Here is a 19845-nt window from a genome sequence, read left to right on the forward strand (position 1 = left end):
TCTTCACGCTTGACGCATCGTACGCAAAAGCGTACGTTTCAGTATGACAGGAGGTCCCCATGAACAGCATCTCAGCAAGTGAAGCACGTGCAAATCTCTACAAACTGATTGATGAAGCGGCGGAGAGCCACGCTCCGCTCACCATTACGGGGAAGCGCAATAACGTAGTCCTCATTTCGGCTGAGGACTGGGCGGCGATTCAGGAGACACTGTATTTGCTGTCGATTCCGGGTATGCGTGAATCCATCCGTGAAGGCATGGCAGAACCCCTTGAAGACAGCGTTGCGGAACTCAAGTGGTGAAATGGCGCGTCGTCTTCACGAGACAGGCGGAGAAAGACGCGAAGAAGCTCGCAGCGGCGGGGCTGAAACCTAAGGCGCAGTCGCTTCTGGATGTTCTTGCTGTGGACCCTCTGCAAAGGCCGCCGCCATTCGAGAAGCTGGTTGGCGACCTGGCTGGGGCCTATTCACGCCGTATCAACATCCATCATCGGCTGGTATACGAGATCTTCCCCGAGGAACGCACAGTGCGCGTGCTGCGCATGTGGTCACACTACGACTAGTGAATGATGCGTGCGAGGAAGTCGCGGGCGCGTTCGGAGCGGGGAGCGGCGAAGAACTCGTCTTTGGCGCAGTCTTCGATGATGTGGCCCTTGTCCATGAAGACCACGCGATTGGCCACTTTGCGGGCGAAGCCCATTTCGTGGGTCACGACCATCATCGTCATGCCTTCCTGCGCCAGGCCGACCATTACATCCAGCACTTCGTTGATCATTTCGGGATCGAGGGCGGAAGTCGGTTCGTCGAACAGCATGGCGATGGGGTCCATCGACAGCGCGCGGGCGATGGCGACACGCTGCTGCTGGCCGCCGGAGAGCTGCACCGGGAATTTGTCCTGGTGCGCCAGCAGGCCCACGCGGTCCAGGTATTTGAGGCCGCGCTCCGTAGCTTCCCCCTTGCTGCGGCCCAGCACCTTCACCTGCGCCAGGGTCAGGTTCTCGCGCACGGAGAGATGGGGGAACAGTTCAAAATTCTGGAACACCATGCCGATGCGGGCACGCAGCGCATTCAGGCTGGTGCCCTTCGCGCCGACCGAGGTGCCGTCGACCAGGATTTCGCCCTTCTGGAAGGGTTCGAGCCCGTTAACCGTCTTGATTAGTGTGGACTTGCCGGAGCCGGAAGGGCCGCAGATCACCATCACGTCGCCGCGGGCGACACTGGTGCTGCAATCTGTCAGTACCTGGAACTGCCCATACCATTTGCTAACGTCTTTTATCTCGATCATATCTGTCCACATCTGGCCTGCAGCACGATGTGGAAGAGCCCCCACACTCGCTTGACAGTACACCTTTCCCGCAAGGATACTGCGGAACTTGCTGTTAATTGCCTAATAATTCAACATTCTACCGGCAAACTTGGTCCCGCCGCACCACGACGGAACACAATCTGGAGATCTCCGCACATGGAAAAGAAAAACCGCCTGACCACCTATATCCTGGTTGGTCTCGCCCTCGGTATCCTCGTAGGCTACTTTATTAACGCCTCGATGGCCACCCCGGCCAGTTATGCGGACACGATGTCGCTGATCACGACGATGTTCCTGCGCCTGATCAAGATGATCATCGCGCCGCTGGTGTTCTCCACGCTGGTGGTTGGCATTGCCCGCATGGGCGACGCCGGCGACGTGGGCCGCGTGGGCGCCAAAACGCTGGGCTGGTTCTTCATCGCTTCCGTGATCTCGCTGGCCCTGGGCCTGGTGCTGGTGAACCTGTTCCGTCCGGGCGATGCGCTGCTGGGCCACCTGCCCACCACCGCAGCCGCTTCCGGCCTCGCCACCAGCAGCCTGACGCTGAAAGACTTCGTTACCCACCTGATCCCGTCTTCCATTGTGGACGGCATGGCGAAGAACGAGATCCTGCAGATCGTGGTGTTCTCGCTGTTCTTCGGCCTGGGCGCTGCAGCCGTCGGCAAGAAGGCCGAACCGATGATCGAGGCGATCGACGGCGTGGCCCACGTGATGCTGAAAGTGACCGGCTACGTAATGAAGTTCGCGCCGTTCGCCGTGTTTGCGGCGGTGTCGGGCACCATCGCGAAAAGCGGCCTCGGTGTGCTGTCCACTTACGGCGTGTTCATGGCCGAGTTCTACTTCGGTATCGCGCTGCTGTGGGCCCTGCTGATCGGCGTGGGCTTCCTCTTCCTCGGCCGCCGCGTGATGGCGCTGATCAAGGAACTGCGCGGCCCATCGCTGCTGGCCTTCTCCACCGCATCGAGCGAAGCGGCATTCCCGAAAACGCTGGAAGGCCTGGAGCGCTTCGGCGTGCGTAACCGTATTGCCGCCTTCGTGCTGCCGATCGGTTATTCCTTCAACCTCGACGGATCGATGATGTATTGCACCTTCGCCGCCGTGTTCATCGCGCAGGCTTACGGCATCGAGATGTCGCTGGGCACCCAGATGACGATGATGGCCGTGCTGATGCTGACCTCCAAGGGCATGGCCGGCGTGCCGCGCGCCTCGCTGGTGGTGATTGCTGCAACGCTGTCGCAGTTCAATATCCCCGAGGCAGGCCTGGTTCTGCTGCTGGGCATCGACCACTTCCTCGACATGGCACGTTCGGCCACCAACGTGATCGGCAACGGCATCGCTACCGCCGTGGTGGCGAAGTGGGAGGGCGAACTCACAACGCCGGGGCAGAAAGAGCCCGCGGAAGCGCCGCTGACCTAAGACAAAGGCTCCCTCGGGAGCCTTTGTCTTACCTGTCCCTTGCTTAAACTCGTGCGGCCAGTACGGCGCCAAAGGTGGTCTGTGCCCATGCTTGCTTGTTACCCACCACATACAACCGGCGTTTCGCCCGTGTCACGGCAACATTGATAATGTTCGGCTTCGCGCCGGCCCAGTTCCTCGCTCCCGGCGATTTTCCGCCCAAAAGGAAGACCACCGACTCGCATTCCTTCCCCTGGAAGGTATGCACTGTGCCCACATGTGACTGCAGCCACGCGCCGACGACTTCTTCATCGATGCCATCGGCCCATTTTTCCGTTTGCTCACGCAGCAATGCTTTCATATCCGTTGCTACCGACTTGAATGGAGAGATCACGTAAAGGTCTGGCAGTCCATCCTTCTTGTTGCACAGTCCTAGCCGGCGGTATTCAAGAACGAATTCAAGCGCAGCACGTCCTTCTTGCTGGCTAAAATGATCCTCAAAATCGTCGGCAACGATGTCAACCCAACGCGAAGGACCCAATAGCGGACGTTCAATCGTGGCACGCTGTTCCTCTTCCGGTTCTGGCCCGAATACCATCTGGCCGTTATACGCGATTGCGTTGGAGATGCCAAACATCGGTGCGGCGCAACGGCGATGCACGCGCAGAGGCGAGCCGACCCAAAGCCTGGAACCATCGTATTGGGTAACGTATGCTCCATAGCCATTTGCCCGGTCTGCCAGGTGTTGTGCCGAATGCCGTGTCAACAGGTGCTCTTCCGACGCACCGTGGTACTTCATAATCTCAAAATCCAGTTTCACATCCATATTTATGACTGGCTCTACCTGCAAAGGATCGCCAACGATCAGGGCCCGCCGCGATCGCCATATCGCCCCAAGCGCATGGGAGGGAACAGCCTGCCCCGCTTCATCGACCAGCAGAAGGCCGATTTCCCCCTCGCCCACATGACTGAAGCAGCGCGAAACTGATGCGAAAGTGCTGGACACGACGGGAACGACCAGGAAGAACGTATTCCACAGATGCCGCGACATATCGGGAAGATGGTTTTGGATGTGGGCATCACCTGTCAACATGGATAGGGCCAGGCGGAAATTCGTTTCGAAAGGTTTTCCGGCATGCTTCATGAATGCTTGATGCAAGGCCATCGCTGCGACAAAGACATCGGCGCGCGCCTGATGATATGTCTCGTTACTGCGCGGGAGGAATTTCTGTTGCCGCTCCACCGGCCACGCTGCGAATTCAGAAGGATCGAAAGCGGCACTGCCCAGCTGTGCGCCCAGTCCGGAAAGCTGCCCTTCGGTCTGCGTTATCTCCTTTTCGTGGGCAGACACTGTTGTTTGCATCCGCGCTACTGCGCCTGACAGTTTATCCACGCTTGCCTGCAGTGCGCTGGCAGAACGCTTCAGCTCAGATCGGTTTTCCCTCAATTCCGCGTACTCGTCCTGCAGCTCCTGCCGCCGCGCCGTGAATTCGGCATGCAGGCCAGGATTGAATATACGAGCCCACAGTACGCGCCACCAAGCCCAATCATCGTTATATTGCTTTCGTTCCGCGAGATTGCGCGTCAGGCTTGCCTCAATATCGCCCACATTGGCCAGCACCTCATGAAGGCTGCCGGTGCTTGCCTGGAGCTCTTCTTCCTGCCGTCTCAATTCAGCAACTGCAAGGAATAACTGCTGTCGCGTACCTTTCAACGCGGCCAGCAGCCTGTCGAATTCACGTATCGCCTGACGGATAGCCAAAACTCCGTCAACCGCAGACTTGAAGCGCGCCTTGGCTTCGGGCCAACTTAATCTGGAAGGTTCAATCTGCTGCAGCGCCTTCTGAATACCAAATTCGCTGAATGCTCCCAGTTGGCTGGCCACCCTGCTGCGATTCTTCTTACTGCCCAACGCCGCGGAAATCAGTCCCCAGCAGCGAACGCCTTCCACATCCTCGACTTCAGCCTCGCCGGGCTCCGGTACATCATCGGCGGAGTCGGCTTGCGGCTTCGCATCCGCCTTCGTATTAAGAATTGCTTCAGCCGTTGAAGCGAAATAATCGAAATCCTCACCGTCCAAGGACAAGGGATGAGGGAAGACCTTTTCCAGGTTGGGCAAGTCGAGCGTGATATTTTCGACGGCCTTGTTGTTAGCGCTGGCCACAACGATGCCACAATCGAGCAGCCGTTCGTCCAAAAAGAAGCAAGGACCTGAGCGGATCTCTCCGGCCTTATTGGCGGGGTAGCTTATTGTGGCCGGGCTTTTTTTGAAGGCGTGCTCTGGATTCTCAAACGTTAGCAGGACCATCGCGCGATCAACGATGCGGGCGGCTATAACGTCCATCAGTAACGTTGTCTTGCCTGTTCCCGGCGGCCCGTTTACCGAGAATATCCCTTCAACGGCCAGCTCTTCAAGCGCAGTGTTCACCGCAACCTGCTGCATCAGGAACAAAGGGAATCTGCTGGGCCACCGGCCCAAGGGAAACTGATCAGCCTGCAACTTGCTATTGAGAGCATCGAACTGACTGAGAATTACCCGCGCCTTGTCGTTTCTCTCACCAGCGAGATATGCAGTGACCTGCTTCGGTACAGTTCCCGAAGCCGCTTTCGCACTTAATAGTTGAAGATCGCTCAGGTAGAAAGAATTAATCGGTTCCAATTCGGGCGGCTTGCGCAAAGGCTTACCGGTGCCTGTAAGCAGTGCGACACGATGCACGCAGATCTGTTCGCGGGCCATCAGCTCACGCGGTTGCCAATCCAGCTCGTCCATCAGGAACTCAATAACTTCCTCGAACCATTTTGAGTCCGCCAGCCTGGAAGTAGCGTCCGATTCGATGTTTCTGATCTTGTCCTGCAGGCGCGCCAGCACACCGGCATGGCTAATGTCGCGTGTACCTTTTTTCTGAGCGAATGCAACCGCATACGCTGCTAACTGAAGTGTGGCGGCAATTGGCACGCCATACCCGTTCACCTCGATGGCACATAAAAAAGTTTTTCCCGTCTTCTTCCGCTCTTGCGTACCACCGGGGTTTGCTTCCGCCCGCGTTTTGAACAGATCGTACAGTTCGGCCTCGAGCACGTTTTTCTGCACAAGGCCGAAATAAACAAAATACTTATGCGTGTCAGGCTGGCATGGGGGTTGCCACGGCATAGCTTCGCCATAGCCGAGAATATAAGATGGGCGCCTGCCAGGCTTCGGTATTTCGGGATAAGTTAACGCTTCTACCTCAAGCCAATATCGCAGAGTATTTGAGTGCAAGGAGGACATTTCAATCCCATGTAAAGTAGCGCAAACTTTACCATTCCACTCATCATTATTGCCAGGTATTAATCCTGATTAAGCCAACTATCCTAACGATAGTCGGGGCGCAGTTATGCTGCCTCATCCACGACATTATCTTCCCGGCGCGCTTGCTGGCGCTCCCACATTTGCGCATAAAGCCCATGCGCCGCCAGCAGATCCTGATGGGTGCCGCGTTCCACGATGCGGCCGTGGTCCAGCACCAGGATCTGGTGCGCGTCCGCCACGGTCGAGAGCCGGTGCGCGATCACCATCGTCGTGCGGTCGCGTGCAATCTCTTTCAACTGCGCCTGGATCGCCTGCTCGGATTTCGAATCCAGCGCCGACGTGGCCTCGTCAAAAATCAGGATCGCGGGATTCTTCAGCAAGGTGCGGGCAATCGCCACCCGCTGCTTCTCACCACCTGACAGTTTCAGTCCGCGCTCCCCTACCATCGACTGGTAGCCGTCCGGCAGGCTCTCGATGAAATCATGGATCGAGGCTGCGCGCGCAGCTGCCACAATCTCCTCCTTGGTGGCGCCCGGCTTGCCGTAGGCGATGTTGTATTCGATGGTGTCGTTGAACAGCACCGTATCCTGCGGCACGATGCCAATTGCGTGGCGCAGCGAATCCTGCGTGATGGAGCGCAGGTCCTGGCCGTCGATGGTGATGCTGCCGCCGTTCACCTCGTAGAAGCGGAACAGCAGGCGTGACAGCGTGGACTTGCCGGAGCCGCTGTGCCCCACCACGGCCGTGGTAGTGCCGGCGGCAATCGTGAAGTCCACATCGAACAGGATCTGGCGCTTGGACTCGTAGCTGAAATCCACATGCGAGAACTTTACCTGCGCGCCATGCGTGAGCAGCGGACGTGCATCCGGCGCATCGGCCACTTCGCGGTTCTGGTCCAGCAGCGAGAACAGGCGCTCCATATCGGCCAGGCTTTGCTTGATTTCGCGATAGATCACACCGAGGAAGTTCAGCGGGATGTATAGCTGGATCATGAAGGCATTTACCAGCACCAGGTCGCCCAGCGTCATGGAGCCATCAATCACGCCCTGCGCAGCGCGCCACAGGATCAGCGTTACAGCCGTGGCGATGATGGCCGACTGGCCGGTGTTGAGCAGCGACAGCGAGGTTTGCGACTTCACGGCTGCGTTTTCGAACCGCTGCAGGCCTTCGTCGTAGCGCTTTGCCTCGTACTCCTCGTTGCCGAAGTATTTCACCGTCTCGTAGTTGAGCAGCGAATCGATGGCCTTGGTGTTGGCCTTCGAATCGAGGTCGTTCATGGTGCGGCGGAAGTGCGTGCGCCAGTTCGTTACCACCACGGTGAAGGTGATGTACAGCACCAGTGCCGAAAAGGTGATGACGGAGAACCAGATGTCGTAGTGCGTTACCAGATAGCCCAGCACCAGCGTAATTTCGACCAGCGTAGGGAGGATATTGAACAGCGTATAGGAGATCAGCGAGCCCACGCCGCGGGTGCCGCGCTCGATATCGCGCGTCATGCCGCCGGTCTGGCGGTTCAGGTGGAAGCGCAGGGACAGCGAATGCAGGTGGCGGAACACTTTCAGCGCGATGGTGCGAACCGCGCGCTGCGTGACGCGCGCAAACAGGAATTCGCGCAGCTCGGTGAACACCGTGGTGGACAGCCGCAGCGCGCCGTAGGCGACCAGCATGGCCACTGGCAGCACCAGTACCATGCGCGGGTCGCCGGGGCTGATGGTCATGTCATCGACCAGGTGCTTGAGCACCACCGGCACGCCGACATTGGCCATCTTGGCGCCCACCAGCGCCAGCATGGCGGCGATCACGCGCCATTTATACACCCACAGATAGGGCAGCAGGGTTTTCAGGGTGGCGATATCGCCACCGCCCGGCGCCTGGTCTGGCGGGGCGGCTGAGTAGGCAGAGCGGCGCATGGAGTCGGGATAGCAGTTACAATTTGCCCCATTGTAGCCCTTCAAGAGATTTCATGATGACCACGCCCGACAACACGCCCATTGCTAACGCCAACACCGGCCTGCCGCCCGGAAAAATGCCGGAGCTGCGCGTGATGCCCGCCCCGGCGGACGCCAATGTGTACGGCGACGTCTTCGGCGGCTGGATCATGTCGCAGGTGGACATCGCCGGTTCGCTGCCTGCCACGCGCCGCGCCAATGGCCGCGTTGCCACCATCGCGGTGAATTCCTTTGTGTTCAAGAATCCGGTCTTCGTGGGCGACCTGCTGTCCTTCTACGCCGACATCGTCAAGGTCGGCAATACGTCCATCACCGTGCAGGTGGAAGTTTATGCAGAGCGCAACCGCCTGCAGGCCGATATTGTGAAAGTCACCGAAGCCACACTGACCTATGTGGCCACTGGCCCCGACCGCAAGCCACGCCCTGTGCCGCCTATCGAATCGCTGCTGCACACCTGATCGGCCGACAATCGCTGCATGAGCCCTTTCCGCCCCAACCTGTAGATACATGCAGCGCCGCAGCCTGCTGCTTGCCGCGCTGAGTTCCGGCCTGGTGCTGCCCGTGCGCGCCGCGCCGCCGGGCAATGGCCGCTATCCCTTCAGCCTTGGCGTTGCTTCCGGTTCGCCGCTGCCCGATTCGGTGGTGCTGTGGACGCGCATCCTCTATGATCCCCTGAACGCGGCGGCAATGCCGCAGGCGGCTTTCAATGTACGGTGGGAGCTGGCCGAGGACGAAGCTTTCCGCCGCATTGCCGCGCAAGGTTCGGCTGCGGCCCTGCCGGCGCTCGCGCACAGCCTTCATATCGATGTGAAAGGGCTGAAGGCCGGGCGCTGGTACTGGTACCGCTTCATGCTGGACGATGCGGTGAGCCCCGTGGGCCGCACGCGCACGGCGCCCGCGCCGGGCGAAATGCCGGATGCGCTCAAGCTGGCCGTGGCGTCCTGCCAGCACTGGGAATTCGGCTACTACGCGGCGCACCGCCATATAGCCGCTGCCACGCCGGACCTGGTAGCCTTCCTCGGCGACTATATCTACGAATGGGGCGCCTATAGCCTTGAACACCCCGCGCGTGCAGTGCGCCGCAACGAGAGCTTCACGCTGGCCGAGTACCGCGCCCGCTATGCGCACTACAAGACCGATCCCGACCTGCAGGCCTCGCACCACGCCGCGCCCTGGATATTGACGTGGGACGATCACGAAGTCGCCAACGACTACGGGGGCCTGCGCGACGAACTGCTGTCGGGCAGCTTCCCCGAACGGCGTGCAGCCGCCTACCAGGCCTGGTATGAACACCAGCCGGTGCGGCTGGCCCAAGCCAGCGGCTTTGCCGACGCGCGCATCTACGAACGCTACGACTGGGGCAGGCTGGCACGCTTCCATGTGCTGGATAACCGCCAGTACCGCTCACCGCAGGCCTGTCCGCGGCCGGGCCGTGGCGGTTCTTCCTCCGTCTACCGGAATGCCTGCGCCGTGCTGGCGGACCAGCGCCGCACCATGCTCGGCATGCCGCAGGAGCGCTGGCTGAAAGAAGGGCTGGAAGGTTCGCGCGCCCGCTGGAATATCCTGGCGCAGCAAACGCTGATGGCGCAGTCCTCGCAGGTGCCGATCCATCAGGCCGGCGATGGCCGTTTCTGGACCGATGGCTGGGACGGCTATCCGGCTGCGCGCCAGCGCCTGCTGGATGCCTTGCGCAGCAGCCGTGCCTCCAATCCGCTGGTGCTGTCCGGCGACGTGCATACCTTCTATGCGGCGGAGCTGAGCCAGCGCCCTACCGTGCAGCAGTCGCGCAGCAACCCCGTCATCGCCACCGAATTCTGCGGCACTTCCATCACTTCCGGTTCGCGCCCGCAGGCGCGCACCGAGGAGTATGTGAAGATGAACCCCCACATCAAGTACGGCCGCAGCGATAAACGCGGCTTCATGCTGCTGGATGTGCGCCCGGAACGGACCACGGCCCTGTTCCAGGGACTGGACAATGTAAGGGAAAAGGCCAGCGGCATACGCACGCTGGCCTCCTTCGATGTGAGATCGGGACGGCCGGGACTGGCCGGGGGCTGATCAGGCGCCCTGCTTCTCGTCGCGCAGCTGGCGGCGCAGAATCTTGCCGACATTGGTCTTCGGCAGGTCGTCGCGGAACTCGATGTACTTGGGCTTCTTGTAGGCCGTAAGCTCGTGCTTGCAGAAGTCCATCAGCTGCTCGGCGGTGAGGTTCGGGTCCTTGCGCACCACGAACAGCTTCACGGCCTCGCCGGAGTTCTTGTCCGGCACGCCGATGCAGGCCACTTCCAGTACGCCTGGATGGCCGGCCACCACGCCTTCCACTTCGTTCGGATACACATTGAAGCCGGATACGATGATCATGTCCTTCTTGCGGTCCACAATCTTCGTGTAGCCGCGTTCGTCCATGATGCCCACGTCGCCGGTCTTGAAAAAGCCATCCGGCGTCATCGACTTCGCGGTTTCTTCCGGACGGTTCCAGTAACCCGCCATCACCTGCGGGCCGCGGATGGCGATTTCACCGGCAGTGCCGAGCGGCACTTCATTGCCGTCGTCGTCCAGGATGCGCACTTCGGTCGATGGAATCGGCAGGCCGATGGTGCCGGTGAACTCGCGGATATCCACGCGGTTCGCCGTGGCCACCGGCGAGGTTTCGGACAAGCCGTAGCCTTCGATGATCGGCGTGCCGGTAATCTTCAGCCACTTGTCCGCCACCGCCTGCTGCACGGCCATGCCGCCGCCGTTGCAGACCTTGTAGCTGGAGAAGTCCAGCTTGGCGAATTCAGGATTGTTCAGCAGCGCGTTATACAGCGTGTTCACCGCCGGGAACACGGTTACGCGGTACTTCGCCAGCTCCTTGATGAAGCCCGGAATATCGCGCGGATTCGGAATCAGCACATTCAGGCCGCCCAGGCGCATGCCCATGAAAGCGCTGATGGTCAGCGAATAGATGTGGTACAGCGGCAGCGCGCACACGAACACCACCTGCTCCTCCTGCGGCGCCATATGCAGCCAGGCTTCGTTCTGCAGCACATTGGCGATCACGTTCTTGTGCAGCAGCACCGCGCCCTTGGAGACACCGGTGGTGCCGCCCGTGTACTGCAGGAAGGCGATATCGTCGTGATTCAGCTTCACGGGGTTCAGCGTGAGGCGGCCGCCTTCGGCCAGCACCTGCTTGAAGGATACCGAACCAGGCAGCGAGAAGGCCGGCACCATCTTCTTCACCTTGCGCACCACGAGGTTGACGATGGCGCCCTTGAGGGTGCCCAGCAGGTCGCCCATGGTGGCCACAATCAGGTGCTTGACCGGCGTGTTGGCGACCACTTCCTGCACCGTATGTGCGAAGTTCTCCAGCACGATAATGGCTTCGGCGCCGGAGTCCTTCAGCTGGTGTTCCAGCTCGCGCGGCGTGTACAGCGGATTCACGTTCACCACCGTGTAGCCTGCGCGCAGCACGCCCGCCATCGCCACCGGATACTGCAGCACGTTCGGCAGCATGATGGCCACGCGCGCGCCCTGCTGCAGCCCCTTGCCCTGCAGCCAGGCGCCGAACTTCTGCGACATCTGGTCGACTTCACCGAAAGTGAGGAACTTGTCCATGCAGACGTAGGCCTTCTTGTCGGCGTACTTCCGGAACGATTCCTCCAGCAGGTGCGTTACGGAGCGGTACTGCGTGCTGTCGATCTCCGCGGGAACGCCTTCGGGATAGGATTTCAACCAGATTTTTTCCATCTTCTTGCCTCGTCTTTCATATCAATGCCACGCAAAAAAAGCCGCCTGACCGGCAGGCGGCTTGCCTGGCGGCCGCGCGGTTTATGCGGCCTTCTTGTCGTCCGGCTTGATCTCGTCGCGCAATACGCGGCGCAGGATCTTGCCCACATTCGTTTTCGGGAGTTCGTCGCGGAACTCGATATATTTCGGCTTCTTGTAGCCAGTCAGGTTCTCTTTGCAGTAGGCCATCAGCACATCCTGCGTCAGGTTCGGGTCCTTGCGCACGACGAAGACCTTTACCGCCTCGCCGGAGTGCTCGTCCGGCACGCCGATGCAGGCGCATTCCAGCACGCCCGGATGCGCGGCAATCACCGCTTCCAGTTCGTTCGGATAGACGTTGAAGCCGGATACCAGAATCATATCCTTCTTGCGGTCCACAATCTTCACGAAGCCTGCGGCATCCATCACGCCCACATCGCCCGACTTGAAGTAGCCGTCGGCCGTCATGACCTTGGCCGTTTCGTCCGGGCGGTTCCAATAGCCCGCCATCACCTGCGGGCCGCGGATCGCGATCTCGCCCGGCTGGCCCAGTTCCACTTCCTTGCCTTCGTCATCGAGGATGGCGATATCGGTCGACGGCACCGGCAGGCCGATGGTGCCGGTGAAGCCCTTGTTGTCGGCGCGGTTGCAGGTGGCCACCGGCGAGGTCTCGGACAGCCCATAGCCCTCGATAATCGCCACGCCGGTCGCCTTCAGCCACTTGTCGTTCACAGCCTGCTGGACGGCCATGCCGCCGCCATTGCAGATCTTCAGCTGCGAGAAGTCGAGGTGGGCGAAGTCCGGATGGTTCACCAGCGCGTTATACAGCGTGTTCACGGCAGGCAGCATATTGAACTTGTACTTGCCCAGCTCGCGGATAAAGCCGCTGATATCGCGCGGATTCGGGATCAGGATATTCAGCGCGCCCACCCGCATGCCCCACATCGCGCAGGCCGTCAGCGCGAAGATGTGATACAGCGGCAGCGCGCAGACGATGGAGATCTGCCCTTCCACGGCGCCGAGCCCCGGAATCGCCCAGGCTTCCGACTGCAGCAGGTTGGCGATGATGTTCTTGTGCGTGAGCGTGGCGCCTTTCGAGACGCCAGTAGTGCCGCCCGTGTACTGCAGGAAGGCCACGTCGTCATGCTTCAGTTCCACCGGCGTGAGCTTCATGCCGGCAGCATGGCCCAGCGCCTCCTTGAAACGCACGGCATTCGGCAACGAGTAGGCCGGCACCATCTTCTTCACATGGCGCACCACCAGGTTGACGATGATGCCCTTGGCGCCGCCCAGCATCTCGCCCATGCTGGCCACGATGATGTGCCTGACCGGCGTGCGCGGCAGCACCTGCTCCAGCGTGGTGGCAAAGTTTTCGAGAATGATGATGGCTTCCGCGCCGGAGTCCACCAGCTGGTGTTCCAGTTCGCGCGGCGTGTACAGCGGATTCACATTGACCACGGTGTAGCCCGCGCGCAGGATCGCCGCAATCGCCACCGGGTACTGCAGCACGTTCGGCATCATCACGGCCACGCGCGCGCCCGGCTTCATGCCGCGGCTTTGCAGCCAGGCCCCGATACGCTTCGAATAGGTATCCAGCTCGCCGTAGGTGAGGAATTTGTCCATGCAGACGAAGGCATTGCGGTCTGCATATTTCTGGAACGATTCCTCCAGCAGATGAACCAGCGAGCGGTATTGGTTAGTGTCGATCTCCGCTGGAACGCCAGGGGGGTAGGACTTCAGCCAAATTTTATCCATCTGTGCCTCGTGTCTCGAATTATCGTTGTGATCGCGCCATTCGCCAAATAAACGAACGCTCGTGCTATCTGCAAATTAAGATGCTATCGGCAGGCAGTCCAGTATGCAAGCGCTTTTGATAATTTGGAATGTCTGTTCGCGCAGCTTTTTCTGCTGCGACGCAACATTACTGTGCGCCGAGGGACTCGCTGCGTTTCTCGGCGAGGGTGGTTTCGGCGGGAGGCGGCGCGAGCCGCGCCAGTTGATGAAGGCGCTCATGGCGTTCCACCGAAGGCAGATTGCTCATGCTTTGCACCGCAGCATAGAAATGCCGGAAGTCTTTTTGCTGCGCCAGCAGGGCGCGGAAGCCCGGCAGCAGGTCGTTATAGGTGGCCACGGAAGCCAGGTGGGCATTGGTGAGCTTCTCCGCGAAGAAGCGGTCATAGCCCGCATAGCCGCCCCAGCTCACTTTGAGCTGCTGGTATTCGGCCTGCAGCTGCGCGAAGATGCGCGCCTTGCCTTCGCGCTTGCGTTTCGTGCTTTGCTTGCTCGCATAGAGGTCCGACAGCAGCTGGCGGTGCTTGACCAGCAGCGCCAGGAAGTCCTGGCGGCGGGCGCTGTAGCGCGCATAGGCTTCGCGCATCTTCTCGTCGCCATACACTTCCAGCCAGCGCTGTACGCCGGCTTCTTCCACCGAGGTGGCAAAGGCCTCATTGAAGCGCGAATCGCCCTGCACATAGGCCACCTGGTGCGCCAGCTCATGGAACACCATGCGCGCCAGTTCGGCATCGGAATAATTGATGAAGGTGGACAGCAGCGGATCGCTGAACCAGCCCAGGGTTGAGTAGGCGGGCACGCCGCCCATCTGCACGTCGTTGCCCTCGGCGCGCAGTTCGTCGGCGAAGGCGCTGGCATCGTCCTTGTTGTAGTAGCCCTTGTAGCTCACGCAGCCCGCGATCGGGAAGCACCACTGGATCGGACGCAGCGACAGCTCGGGCGTGGCCACCACATTCCACAGCACGAAAGGACGGTTGAGCGCAGCGTAGTTCTTGTAGCTGGCGTTGTCGGGAAGGCCAAGTTCCTTGACCGCGAAGCGGCGGATCATGCGCGCCTTTTCCAGGCGCGCCTTCAGCTTGGGATCGGTGGCCGGATCGCCCAGCCAGTCGTCAATGGGACGGGTGTCGGACCACAGCGAGTACTGGCCCTGGGCGGCCTGGAAGTAATACTTGAATTGTGCACAACCTGCCAGCATCAGCGCGCAAGTGCCCGCTGCCAGAAGATATCTGGCCCTTATTTTCAAAGGGACAATCTTGCGCATAACTCACCTTCAAACTGCTTTCTCCACCTGAACGAGTGTATCGTAAAACGTTGGCGCGCGTCCCATGTCGGTCAGGCGCTGGCTGGTGACTTCATTGGCGTTCTTGCCATCGCGGGCGAGCTTCTTCCACCATATCGAAAGGCCAACGACCAGGCCTTTGCGGGCCTTGTCCGTCACGCGCGCCTTGCACACGAAGGAACCGCGATCGTTGAAGATGCGGACCATATCGCCGTGGATCACGCCACGTGTTGCCGCATCGTCAGGATGCATGTCGAGGTGGGGTTCGCCTTCCGTGTTTCGCAAGCTTTGCACGTTGACAAAGGTGGAGTTGAGGAAGTTGCGCTGCGGCGGAGATATCATCGCAAGGGGGTACTTTGCCGCGAGATCCGGGGCAGATGCGCGAGATTCGTAGTTCGGCACGTAGGTTGGCAGCGGGTCCAGCCCATCCGCCTGCATGGTGGCTGAAAAGAACTCACATTTTCCTGAGGGTGTGGGGAAATTGCCGCATGCAAAGGGCGCATCGGGCATGTTCAGCTTCTGCCAGCCCTTCAGCTTCAGCGACTCCCAGTCGAAATGGATGGCACGTTCGTCATCCTTGCGGAAGGCCTTTGCTGCCATCTCGTCATCGGTTTCGCGGAACATCGGGTCATCGAGGCCCATGCGCGCGGCCAGCAGGCGGAAGATCTCGGTGTTCGGTTTCGCTTCGCCCATCGGCGCAATCGCCGCATTGTTTGCCATCATGTACAGATGGCCGTAAGCGAGGTGCACGTCCGTGTGTTCCAGCTGCGTGGTGGCGGGCAGCAGGATATCGGCGTAGTCCGCGGTGTCGGTCTGGAAGTGTTCGAGCACCACGGTGAACAGGTCTTCGCGCGCGAAACCGGCGGCTACTTTGGGCGAATCGGGCGCGATGGCCAGCGGGTTCGAGTTGTAGACGATGACGGCTTCCACCTTCGGCCCGAACTCCGGCGATGCCTCGCGCAGCAGGTCGTTGCCGATGGTGGTCATGTTGATCGTGCGCGGCATCTTCTTCAGCAGGTCCGGGCGCTGCAGCGCGGGCTTGTTGGTCGGGAAAGTGCCGGAGGTGGACAGCTGCACGCCCCCTGCTGCGTGGCGCCAGGCGCCGACCAGGGCCGGCAGGCAGGCGATATTGCGCACGGCCATGCCGCCGCCATGCACGCGCTGCACGCCGTAGTTGACGCGGATGGCGACCGGTTCGCCCGCCTTGGCAGTGCGGCCGTATTCGCGCGCCAGCTCCAGCACTTCTTCAACGCTGATGCCGCATACTTCGGCGGTGCGCTCGGGCGTCCATTCCAGCGCACGCTGTTGCAGCTGTTCGAAGCCCAGCGTGTACTTGCCGATATAGTCCTGGTCCAGCAGCTCTTCCTTGATCAGCACGTGCATCATGCCCAGTGCCAGCGCGGAATCGGTACCAGGCATCAGCGCGATATGCTGGTGGCATTTCTCGGCCGTGAGCGAACGGTAAGGATCGATGGCAATCAGCTTCGCGCCGCGCCGCTTGGCTTCCTGTGCGCGCATCCAGAAATGCAGGTTGGAGGCGATGGGATTGCCGCCCCAGATCAGGATCAGCTTCGCATTCTGGAACTGCTCCATATCGGTGCCGATGGAGCCGCCAATGGTGTACTTGTAGCCTGTCGCCCCCGCCGTTGCGCAGATAGTGCGATCCAGCAGCGAAGCCCCCAGCTGGTGGAAGAAGCGGGACGACATCGAGTCGCCCTGCAGCAGCCCCATGGTGCCGGCATAGCTGTAGGGCAGGATGGCTTCGGGGCGCTCTTGCGCCAGCGGCTTGAGGCGCGCGGCAATCGTATCCAGCGCTTCGTCCCAGCTGATGCGCTCGAACTTGCCCTCGCCTTTTTTCCCTACCCGCTTCATGGGATACAGCAGGCGGTCGGCGGAGTAGGTGCGTTCCGCGTAGCGTGCAACCTTGGTGCACAGCACGCCAGCTGTGGTGGGATGGTCTGGATCGCCTTTGATCTCGGTGGCAACGCCGTTTTCGACGGTGACGAGGATGGCGCAGGTGTCGGGGCAGTCGTGCGGGCAAGCGGCACGAACCTGGGTGGTAGTCATGGGAAATCCGGATAACGATTGCAGCAAACCCTTATCGTAAACCATTCCCGGCCGGCCCGTTGCGGAGCTACAATGTCCCGACAGGCGCCCCTCACGAGGGGGCGCGCACAGAATATTGGAGAAGCAGATGAAACTAGTCGAACCAATTATTGCGTTTCAGTCCGAGCTACAGGAAATCCGGCGCGATATCCACGCCCATCCCGAGCTCTGCTACGAAGAGCAGCGCACCTCGGACGTAGTGGCCGCCAAGCTGGCCGAATGGGATATTCCCGTGGTGCGCGGCCTTGGCATCACTGGCCTGGTCGGCATCATCAAGAACGGCACATCGAGCCGCGCCATCGGCCTGCGCGCCGATATGGACGCGCTGCCGATGCAGGAAGTGAATACCTTCCCGCACGCTTCGCGCCACACCGGAAAAATGCATGCCTGCGGCCATGACGGCCACACCGCCATGCTGCTGGGCGCGGCGAAGCACCTGGCGCAGCACCGCAATTTCGATGGCACCGTCTATCTCGTCTTCCAGCCAGCCGAGGAAGGCGGCGGCGGCGCACGGCGCATGATGCAGGATGGACTGTTCGAACGCTTCCCGATGGAAGCCATCTACGGCATGCACAACTGGCCCGGCATGGACGCCGGCCAGTTCGGCGTGTGCCCCGGCCCCATGATGGCCTCCTCCAATGAATTCCACGTTACCGTGAAGGGCAAGGGCGCGCACGCGGCGCAGCCGCACAAGGGTATCGATCCAGTGATGATTGCCGTGCATATCGCACAGGCCTGGCAGACCATCATCACGCGCAACAAGAGCCCCCTGGATACGGCCGTGCTGTCGATCACACAGATCCATGCCGGCAGCGCAACCAATGTCATTCCGGACGAGGCGGAGCTGGTCGGCACGGTGCGCACCTTCACCACCGAAGTGCTGGACCTGATCGAAACGCGCATGAAGGCGCTGGCCGAAAGCCTCGCCGCAGGTTTCGGCGCGGAAGTCGATTTCGTCTTCAAGCGCAACTACCCGCCACTGGTGAACCACGAGAAGGAAACCGCCTTCGCGGTGGACGTAATGCGCTCCCTGGTCGGAGCCGATAACGTCGATGCCAATACCGAGCCGACCATGGGCGCCGAGGACTTCGCCTACTTCCTGCAGGAGAAGCCGGGCTGCTACATCTTCATCGGCAACGGCGACAGCACCGGCGCCCACCGCCATCATGGCCATGGCCTCGGCCCCTGTGTGCTGCACAACGCCAGCTACGACTTCAACGACGCCCTGCTGCCGATCGGCGCCAGCCTGTGGGTGCGCATGGTGGAGGCGGCGCTGCCGCTCTCGAAGTAAGGCTTATGGCAGCTGGTCCGGCGCGTCACCGACGCGCTGGCCCGGGTTCAGTTTTTCCAGCGCGAGCAGCGCTGCCGAGTGGTCCGCCATCGGATAATCGCCGCGGATCGATTCATAGCGCTCGGTGACGAGGCTCGTTACCGGAAGCGCCACGCCTGCTGCCGCAGCGGCAGCGAGAATGTTGTGCATATCCTTGAGCTGCGTCGTTACCTGGCCACCTGGGATGAAGTTCCGGTCCAGCATGCGCTGGCCATGCACTTCCAGAATGCGGCTCTCCGCAAAGCCGCCGCGGATGGCCGCTCTCACCGCCGCCGCATCCGCACCTGCCGCCTGCGCCAGCAGCAGCGCTTCCGCGACGATGTTAATGGTGCCGCCCACGATGAGCTGGTTGCACAGTTTCGATACTTGCCCGCTGCCTGCCGGGCCCACCAGCGTTGGCCGCCCCATCGCCTCGAACACCGGGCGCACTGCTTCGAAATCCTGCGCGCTGCCGCCAGCCATGATCGCCAGCGTGCCCGCCTGGGAGCCGCCAACGCCGCCGGAGACTGGTGCATCGAGGAAGCGGCAGCCGGCGGCGCTGATCCGGGCATGGAAGTCCTGCGCTTCGGACTGGCGCGTCGAGCTCATATCGATCCATAGCGCGCCGGGCTGCATTGCCGGCAGCGCGGCATCGATCAGCGCCGCCACCACCGGCCCGGCCTCCAGCATGGAGATCACCACATCCGCGTCGCGCACGGCATCAGCCGGCGACACAGCAATGCGCGCGCCGGCAGCGCCCAGCTGCTCAGCCTTTGCCTGTGTGCGGTTCCATGCAGCCAAGGGAAAGCCGGCCGCCAGCAGGCGCCGCGCCATGGGGTCTCCCATCAAGCCGATACCGAGGAAGGCAATTTTTGTCGAGAATGGCACCTTGATGACTCCAGCAAATGGACATTGCAGACATTTTAACGATTTGACTGCGCCCTGCCGGAATTTGCGAACGCCGGTACAATTGAGCGATTGCCTGTCTGGCATCTAGAGAGAAAGCACAAACATGAAGAAGATGATTGCGGCAGTTGCCGCTTTGATGGCGGCGAATGCTGCCTTTGCGGCCGATGGCCTGGTTGACACTGCGTATACCGAATTCGGTACCGGCTCCAAGATCCGCATGGTGCGCGTGGGCGCTACCCAGGACTGGAAAGACAGCTGGAGCTGGTTCGATTCCAACGGCCGTCACCTGACCGGCTACTGGGACGCCAGCTTCGGCCGCTGGGAAGGCACGCAGTACAAAAACGTGCCGGGCGCGAAGATGCACCTGGTTGATATCGGCTTCACGCCGGTGTTCCGCTACGAGAACAAGAACAAGCTGGGCTTCTACGCCGAAATCGGCATCGGCGCCCACCTGCTGTCCCACCACTATGACAACAACGACGACGGCCTGTCCACGGCCTTCCAGTTCGGCGACCACATCGGCGTCGGCTATGTGTTCAACAAGAACTGGGAAGTCGCACTGAAGATGCAGCACTTCTCGAACGGCAGCATCAAGAAGCCGAACAGCGGCGTCGATTACGGCGTGCTGAAGCTGGCCTACCGCTTCTGATAATCCGATGAGAAGCCCGAAGCCCGCGAAAGCGGGCTTTTTTTACGGCCGCGTAAACGTAAAAAAGCCCACCAGATCACTGGTGGGCTTTTTCGGTATAACAGCCTGACGATAACC

15 protein-coding genes are annotated in these 19845 nt (G+C 60.9%); 7 read left to right on the forward strand and 8 right to left on the reverse strand.

Translation table 11 applies throughout. The features are described 5' to 3' along the window. Window positions 1-59: 59 nt before the first annotated feature. The gene (locus ACJRPG_RS18550) at window positions 60-302 is read left to right on the forward strand and encodes a type II toxin-antitoxin system Phd/YefM family antitoxin (protein ID WP_408001583.1); all 243 of its coding nucleotides are present in this window, start codon (window positions 60-62) and stop codon (window positions 300-302) included. Beyond that, window positions 299-562: a Txe/YoeB family addiction module toxin gene (locus ACJRPG_RS18555; protein WP_408001584.1), complete on the forward strand. Its 264-nt coding sequence runs from the start codon at window positions 299-301 to the stop codon at window positions 560-562. Before ACJRPG_RS18550 ends, ACJRPG_RS18555 begins: the two co-directional genes overlap by 4 nt. Here ACJRPG_RS18555 and ACJRPG_RS18560 read toward each other — a convergent pair. Then, window positions 559-1284 (reverse strand): amino acid ABC transporter ATP-binding protein, encoded by a 726-nt coding sequence (locus ACJRPG_RS18560; RefSeq protein ID WP_408001585.1) that lies wholly within the window; start codon window positions 1282-1284, stop codon window positions 559-561. The two genes, ACJRPG_RS18555 and ACJRPG_RS18560, sit on opposite strands and share 4 nt — an antisense overlap. 177 nt (window positions 1285-1461) lie before the next feature. On the opposite strand from ACJRPG_RS18560, the gene ACJRPG_RS18565 reads away from it, so the two are divergent. Then, window positions 1462-2721 carry a dicarboxylate/amino acid:cation symporter gene (locus ACJRPG_RS18565; RefSeq protein ID WP_408001586.1) on the forward strand — a complete coding sequence of 420 codons (1260 nt, stop codon included), beginning with the start codon at window positions 1462-1464 and terminating at the stop codon, window positions 2719-2721. Window positions 2722-2764: 43 nt separating this feature from the next. Here ACJRPG_RS18565 and ACJRPG_RS18570 read toward each other — a convergent pair whose 3' ends face one another. After that, window positions 2765-5851: an AAA domain-containing protein gene (locus ACJRPG_RS18570; protein WP_408001587.1), complete on the reverse strand. Its 3087-nt coding sequence runs from the start codon at window positions 5849-5851 to the stop codon at window positions 2765-2767. A gap of 221 nt (window positions 5852-6072) precedes the next feature. After that, window positions 6073-7899: an ABCB family ABC transporter ATP-binding protein/permease gene (locus tag ACJRPG_RS18575; RefSeq protein WP_408001588.1), complete on the reverse strand. Its 1827-nt coding sequence runs from the start codon at window positions 7897-7899 to the stop codon at window positions 6073-6075. Between the two features lie 56 nt (window positions 7900-7955). Between ACJRPG_RS18575 and ACJRPG_RS18580 the strand changes: the two genes are divergently transcribed. Together ACJRPG_RS18580 and ACJRPG_RS18585 are read left to right on the forward strand one after the other, a co-directional pair. Further along, window positions 7956-8396, forward strand: coding sequence for an acyl-CoA thioesterase (locus tag ACJRPG_RS18580; RefSeq protein ID WP_408001602.1), 441 nt, complete (start codon window positions 7956-7958; stop codon window positions 8394-8396). A gap of 49 nt (window positions 8397-8445) precedes the next feature. Beyond that, complete coding sequence (locus ACJRPG_RS18585; protein WP_408001589.1) at window positions 8446-9996, forward strand: alkaline phosphatase D family protein; 1551 nt, start codon at window positions 8446-8448, stop codon at window positions 9994-9996. Here ACJRPG_RS18585 and ACJRPG_RS18590 read toward each other — a convergent pair whose 3' ends face one another. The 4 genes from ACJRPG_RS18590 to ACJRPG_RS18605 all read right to left on the reverse strand — a co-directional run bounded on the left by ACJRPG_RS18590 (window position 9997) and on the right by ACJRPG_RS18605 (window position 16822). Then, a complete protein-coding gene (locus ACJRPG_RS18590; protein WP_408001590.1) occupies window positions 9997-11667 on the reverse strand; it encodes a long-chain fatty acid--CoA ligase in 1671 nt (556 codons plus the stop codon). An 81-nt stretch (window positions 11668-11748) separates the two neighbouring features. Next, window positions 11749-13440 carry a long-chain-fatty-acid--CoA ligase gene (locus ACJRPG_RS18595; protein ID WP_408001591.1) on the reverse strand — a complete coding sequence of 564 codons (1692 nt, stop codon included), beginning with the start codon at window positions 13438-13440 and terminating at the stop codon, window positions 11749-11751. A 166-nt stretch (window positions 13441-13606) separates the two neighbouring features. Next, entirely contained in the window at window positions 13607-14671 is a 1065-nt protein-coding gene (locus ACJRPG_RS18600; protein WP_408001592.1) for an aminopeptidase, read from the reverse strand. Window positions 14672-14746: 75 nt separating this feature from the next. Beyond that, window positions 14747-16822, reverse strand: coding sequence for a molybdopterin-containing oxidoreductase family protein (locus ACJRPG_RS18605; protein ID WP_408001593.1), 2076 nt, complete (start codon window positions 16820-16822; stop codon window positions 14747-14749). Window positions 16823-16949: 127 nt separating this feature from the next. On the opposite strand from ACJRPG_RS18605, the gene ACJRPG_RS18610 reads away from it, so the two are divergent. Next, the gene (locus tag ACJRPG_RS18610; protein WP_408001594.1) at window positions 16950-18152 is read left to right on the forward strand and encodes a M20 aminoacylase family protein; all 1203 of its coding nucleotides are present in this window, start codon (window positions 16950-16952) and stop codon (window positions 18150-18152) included. A 3-nt stretch (window positions 18153-18155) separates the two neighbouring features. On the opposite strand, the gene ACJRPG_RS18615 is transcribed toward ACJRPG_RS18610, so the two are convergent. Beyond that, window positions 18156-19064 carry an NAD(P)-dependent oxidoreductase gene (locus tag ACJRPG_RS18615; protein WP_408001603.1) on the reverse strand — a complete coding sequence of 303 codons (909 nt, stop codon included), beginning with the start codon at window positions 19062-19064 and terminating at the stop codon, window positions 18156-18158. Window positions 19065-19182: 118 nt separating this feature from the next. Here ACJRPG_RS18615 and ACJRPG_RS18620 point away from each other — a divergent pair, with 118 nt between their 5' ends. Then, window positions 19183-19728, forward strand: a complete 546-nt coding sequence (locus tag ACJRPG_RS18620) for an acyloxyacyl hydrolase (protein ID WP_408001595.1) — start codon at window positions 19183-19185, stop codon at window positions 19726-19728. The last annotated feature ends 117 nt before the right edge of the window (window positions 19729-19845 follow it).

Source organism: Pseudoduganella rhizocola (assembly GCF_045984285.3).
GTDB lineage: Bacteria > Pseudomonadota > Gammaproteobacteria > Burkholderiales > Burkholderiaceae_D > Rugamonas.

Bases quoted from the DNA above. Each gene is read 5' to 3' on its own strand.
- ACJRPG_RS18585 (WP_408001589.1), top strand. From the start codon at position 8,446: ATGCAGCGCCGCAGCCTGCTGCTTGCCGCGCTGAGTTCCGGCCTGGTG.
- ACJRPG_RS18560 (WP_408001585.1), bottom strand. From the start codon at position 1,284: ATGATCGAGATAAAAGACGTTAGCAAATGGTATGGGCAGTTCCAGGTA.
- ACJRPG_RS18575 (WP_408001588.1), bottom strand. From the start codon at position 7,899: ATGCGCCGCTCTGCCTACTCAGCCGCCCCGCCAGACCAGGCGCCGGGC.
- ACJRPG_RS18610 (WP_408001594.1), top strand. From the start codon at position 16,950: ATGAAACTAGTCGAACCAATTATTGCGTTTCAGTCCGAGCTACAGGAA.
- ACJRPG_RS18605 (WP_408001593.1), bottom strand. From the start codon at position 16,822: ATGACTACCACCCAGGTTCGTGCCGCTTGCCCGCACGACTGCCCCGAC.
- ACJRPG_RS18620 (WP_408001595.1), top strand. From the start codon at position 19,183: ATGAAGAAGATGATTGCGGCAGTTGCCGCTTTGATGGCGGCGAATGCT.
- ACJRPG_RS18565 (WP_408001586.1), top strand. From the start codon at position 1,462: ATGGAAAAGAAAAACCGCCTGACCACCTATATCCTGGTTGGTCTCGCC.
- ACJRPG_RS18570 (WP_408001587.1), bottom strand. From the start codon at position 5,851: ATGCCGTGGCAACCCCCATGCCAGCCTGACACGCATAAGTATTTTGTT.
- ACJRPG_RS18590 (WP_408001590.1), bottom strand. From the start codon at position 11,667: ATGGAAAAAATCTGGTTGAAATCCTATCCCGAAGGCGTTCCCGCGGAG.
- ACJRPG_RS18595 (WP_408001591.1), bottom strand. From the start codon at position 13,440: ATGGATAAAATTTGGCTGAAGTCCTACCCCCCTGGCGTTCCAGCGGAG.
- ACJRPG_RS18580 (WP_408001602.1), top strand. From the start codon at position 7,956: ATGACCACGCCCGACAACACGCCCATTGCTAACGCCAACACCGGCCTG.
- ACJRPG_RS18550 (WP_408001583.1), top strand. From the start codon at position 60: ATGAACAGCATCTCAGCAAGTGAAGCACGTGCAAATCTCTACAAACTG.
- ACJRPG_RS18600 (WP_408001592.1), bottom strand. From the start codon at position 14,671: ATGCTGGCAGGTTGTGCACAATTCAAGTATTACTTCCAGGCCGCCCAG.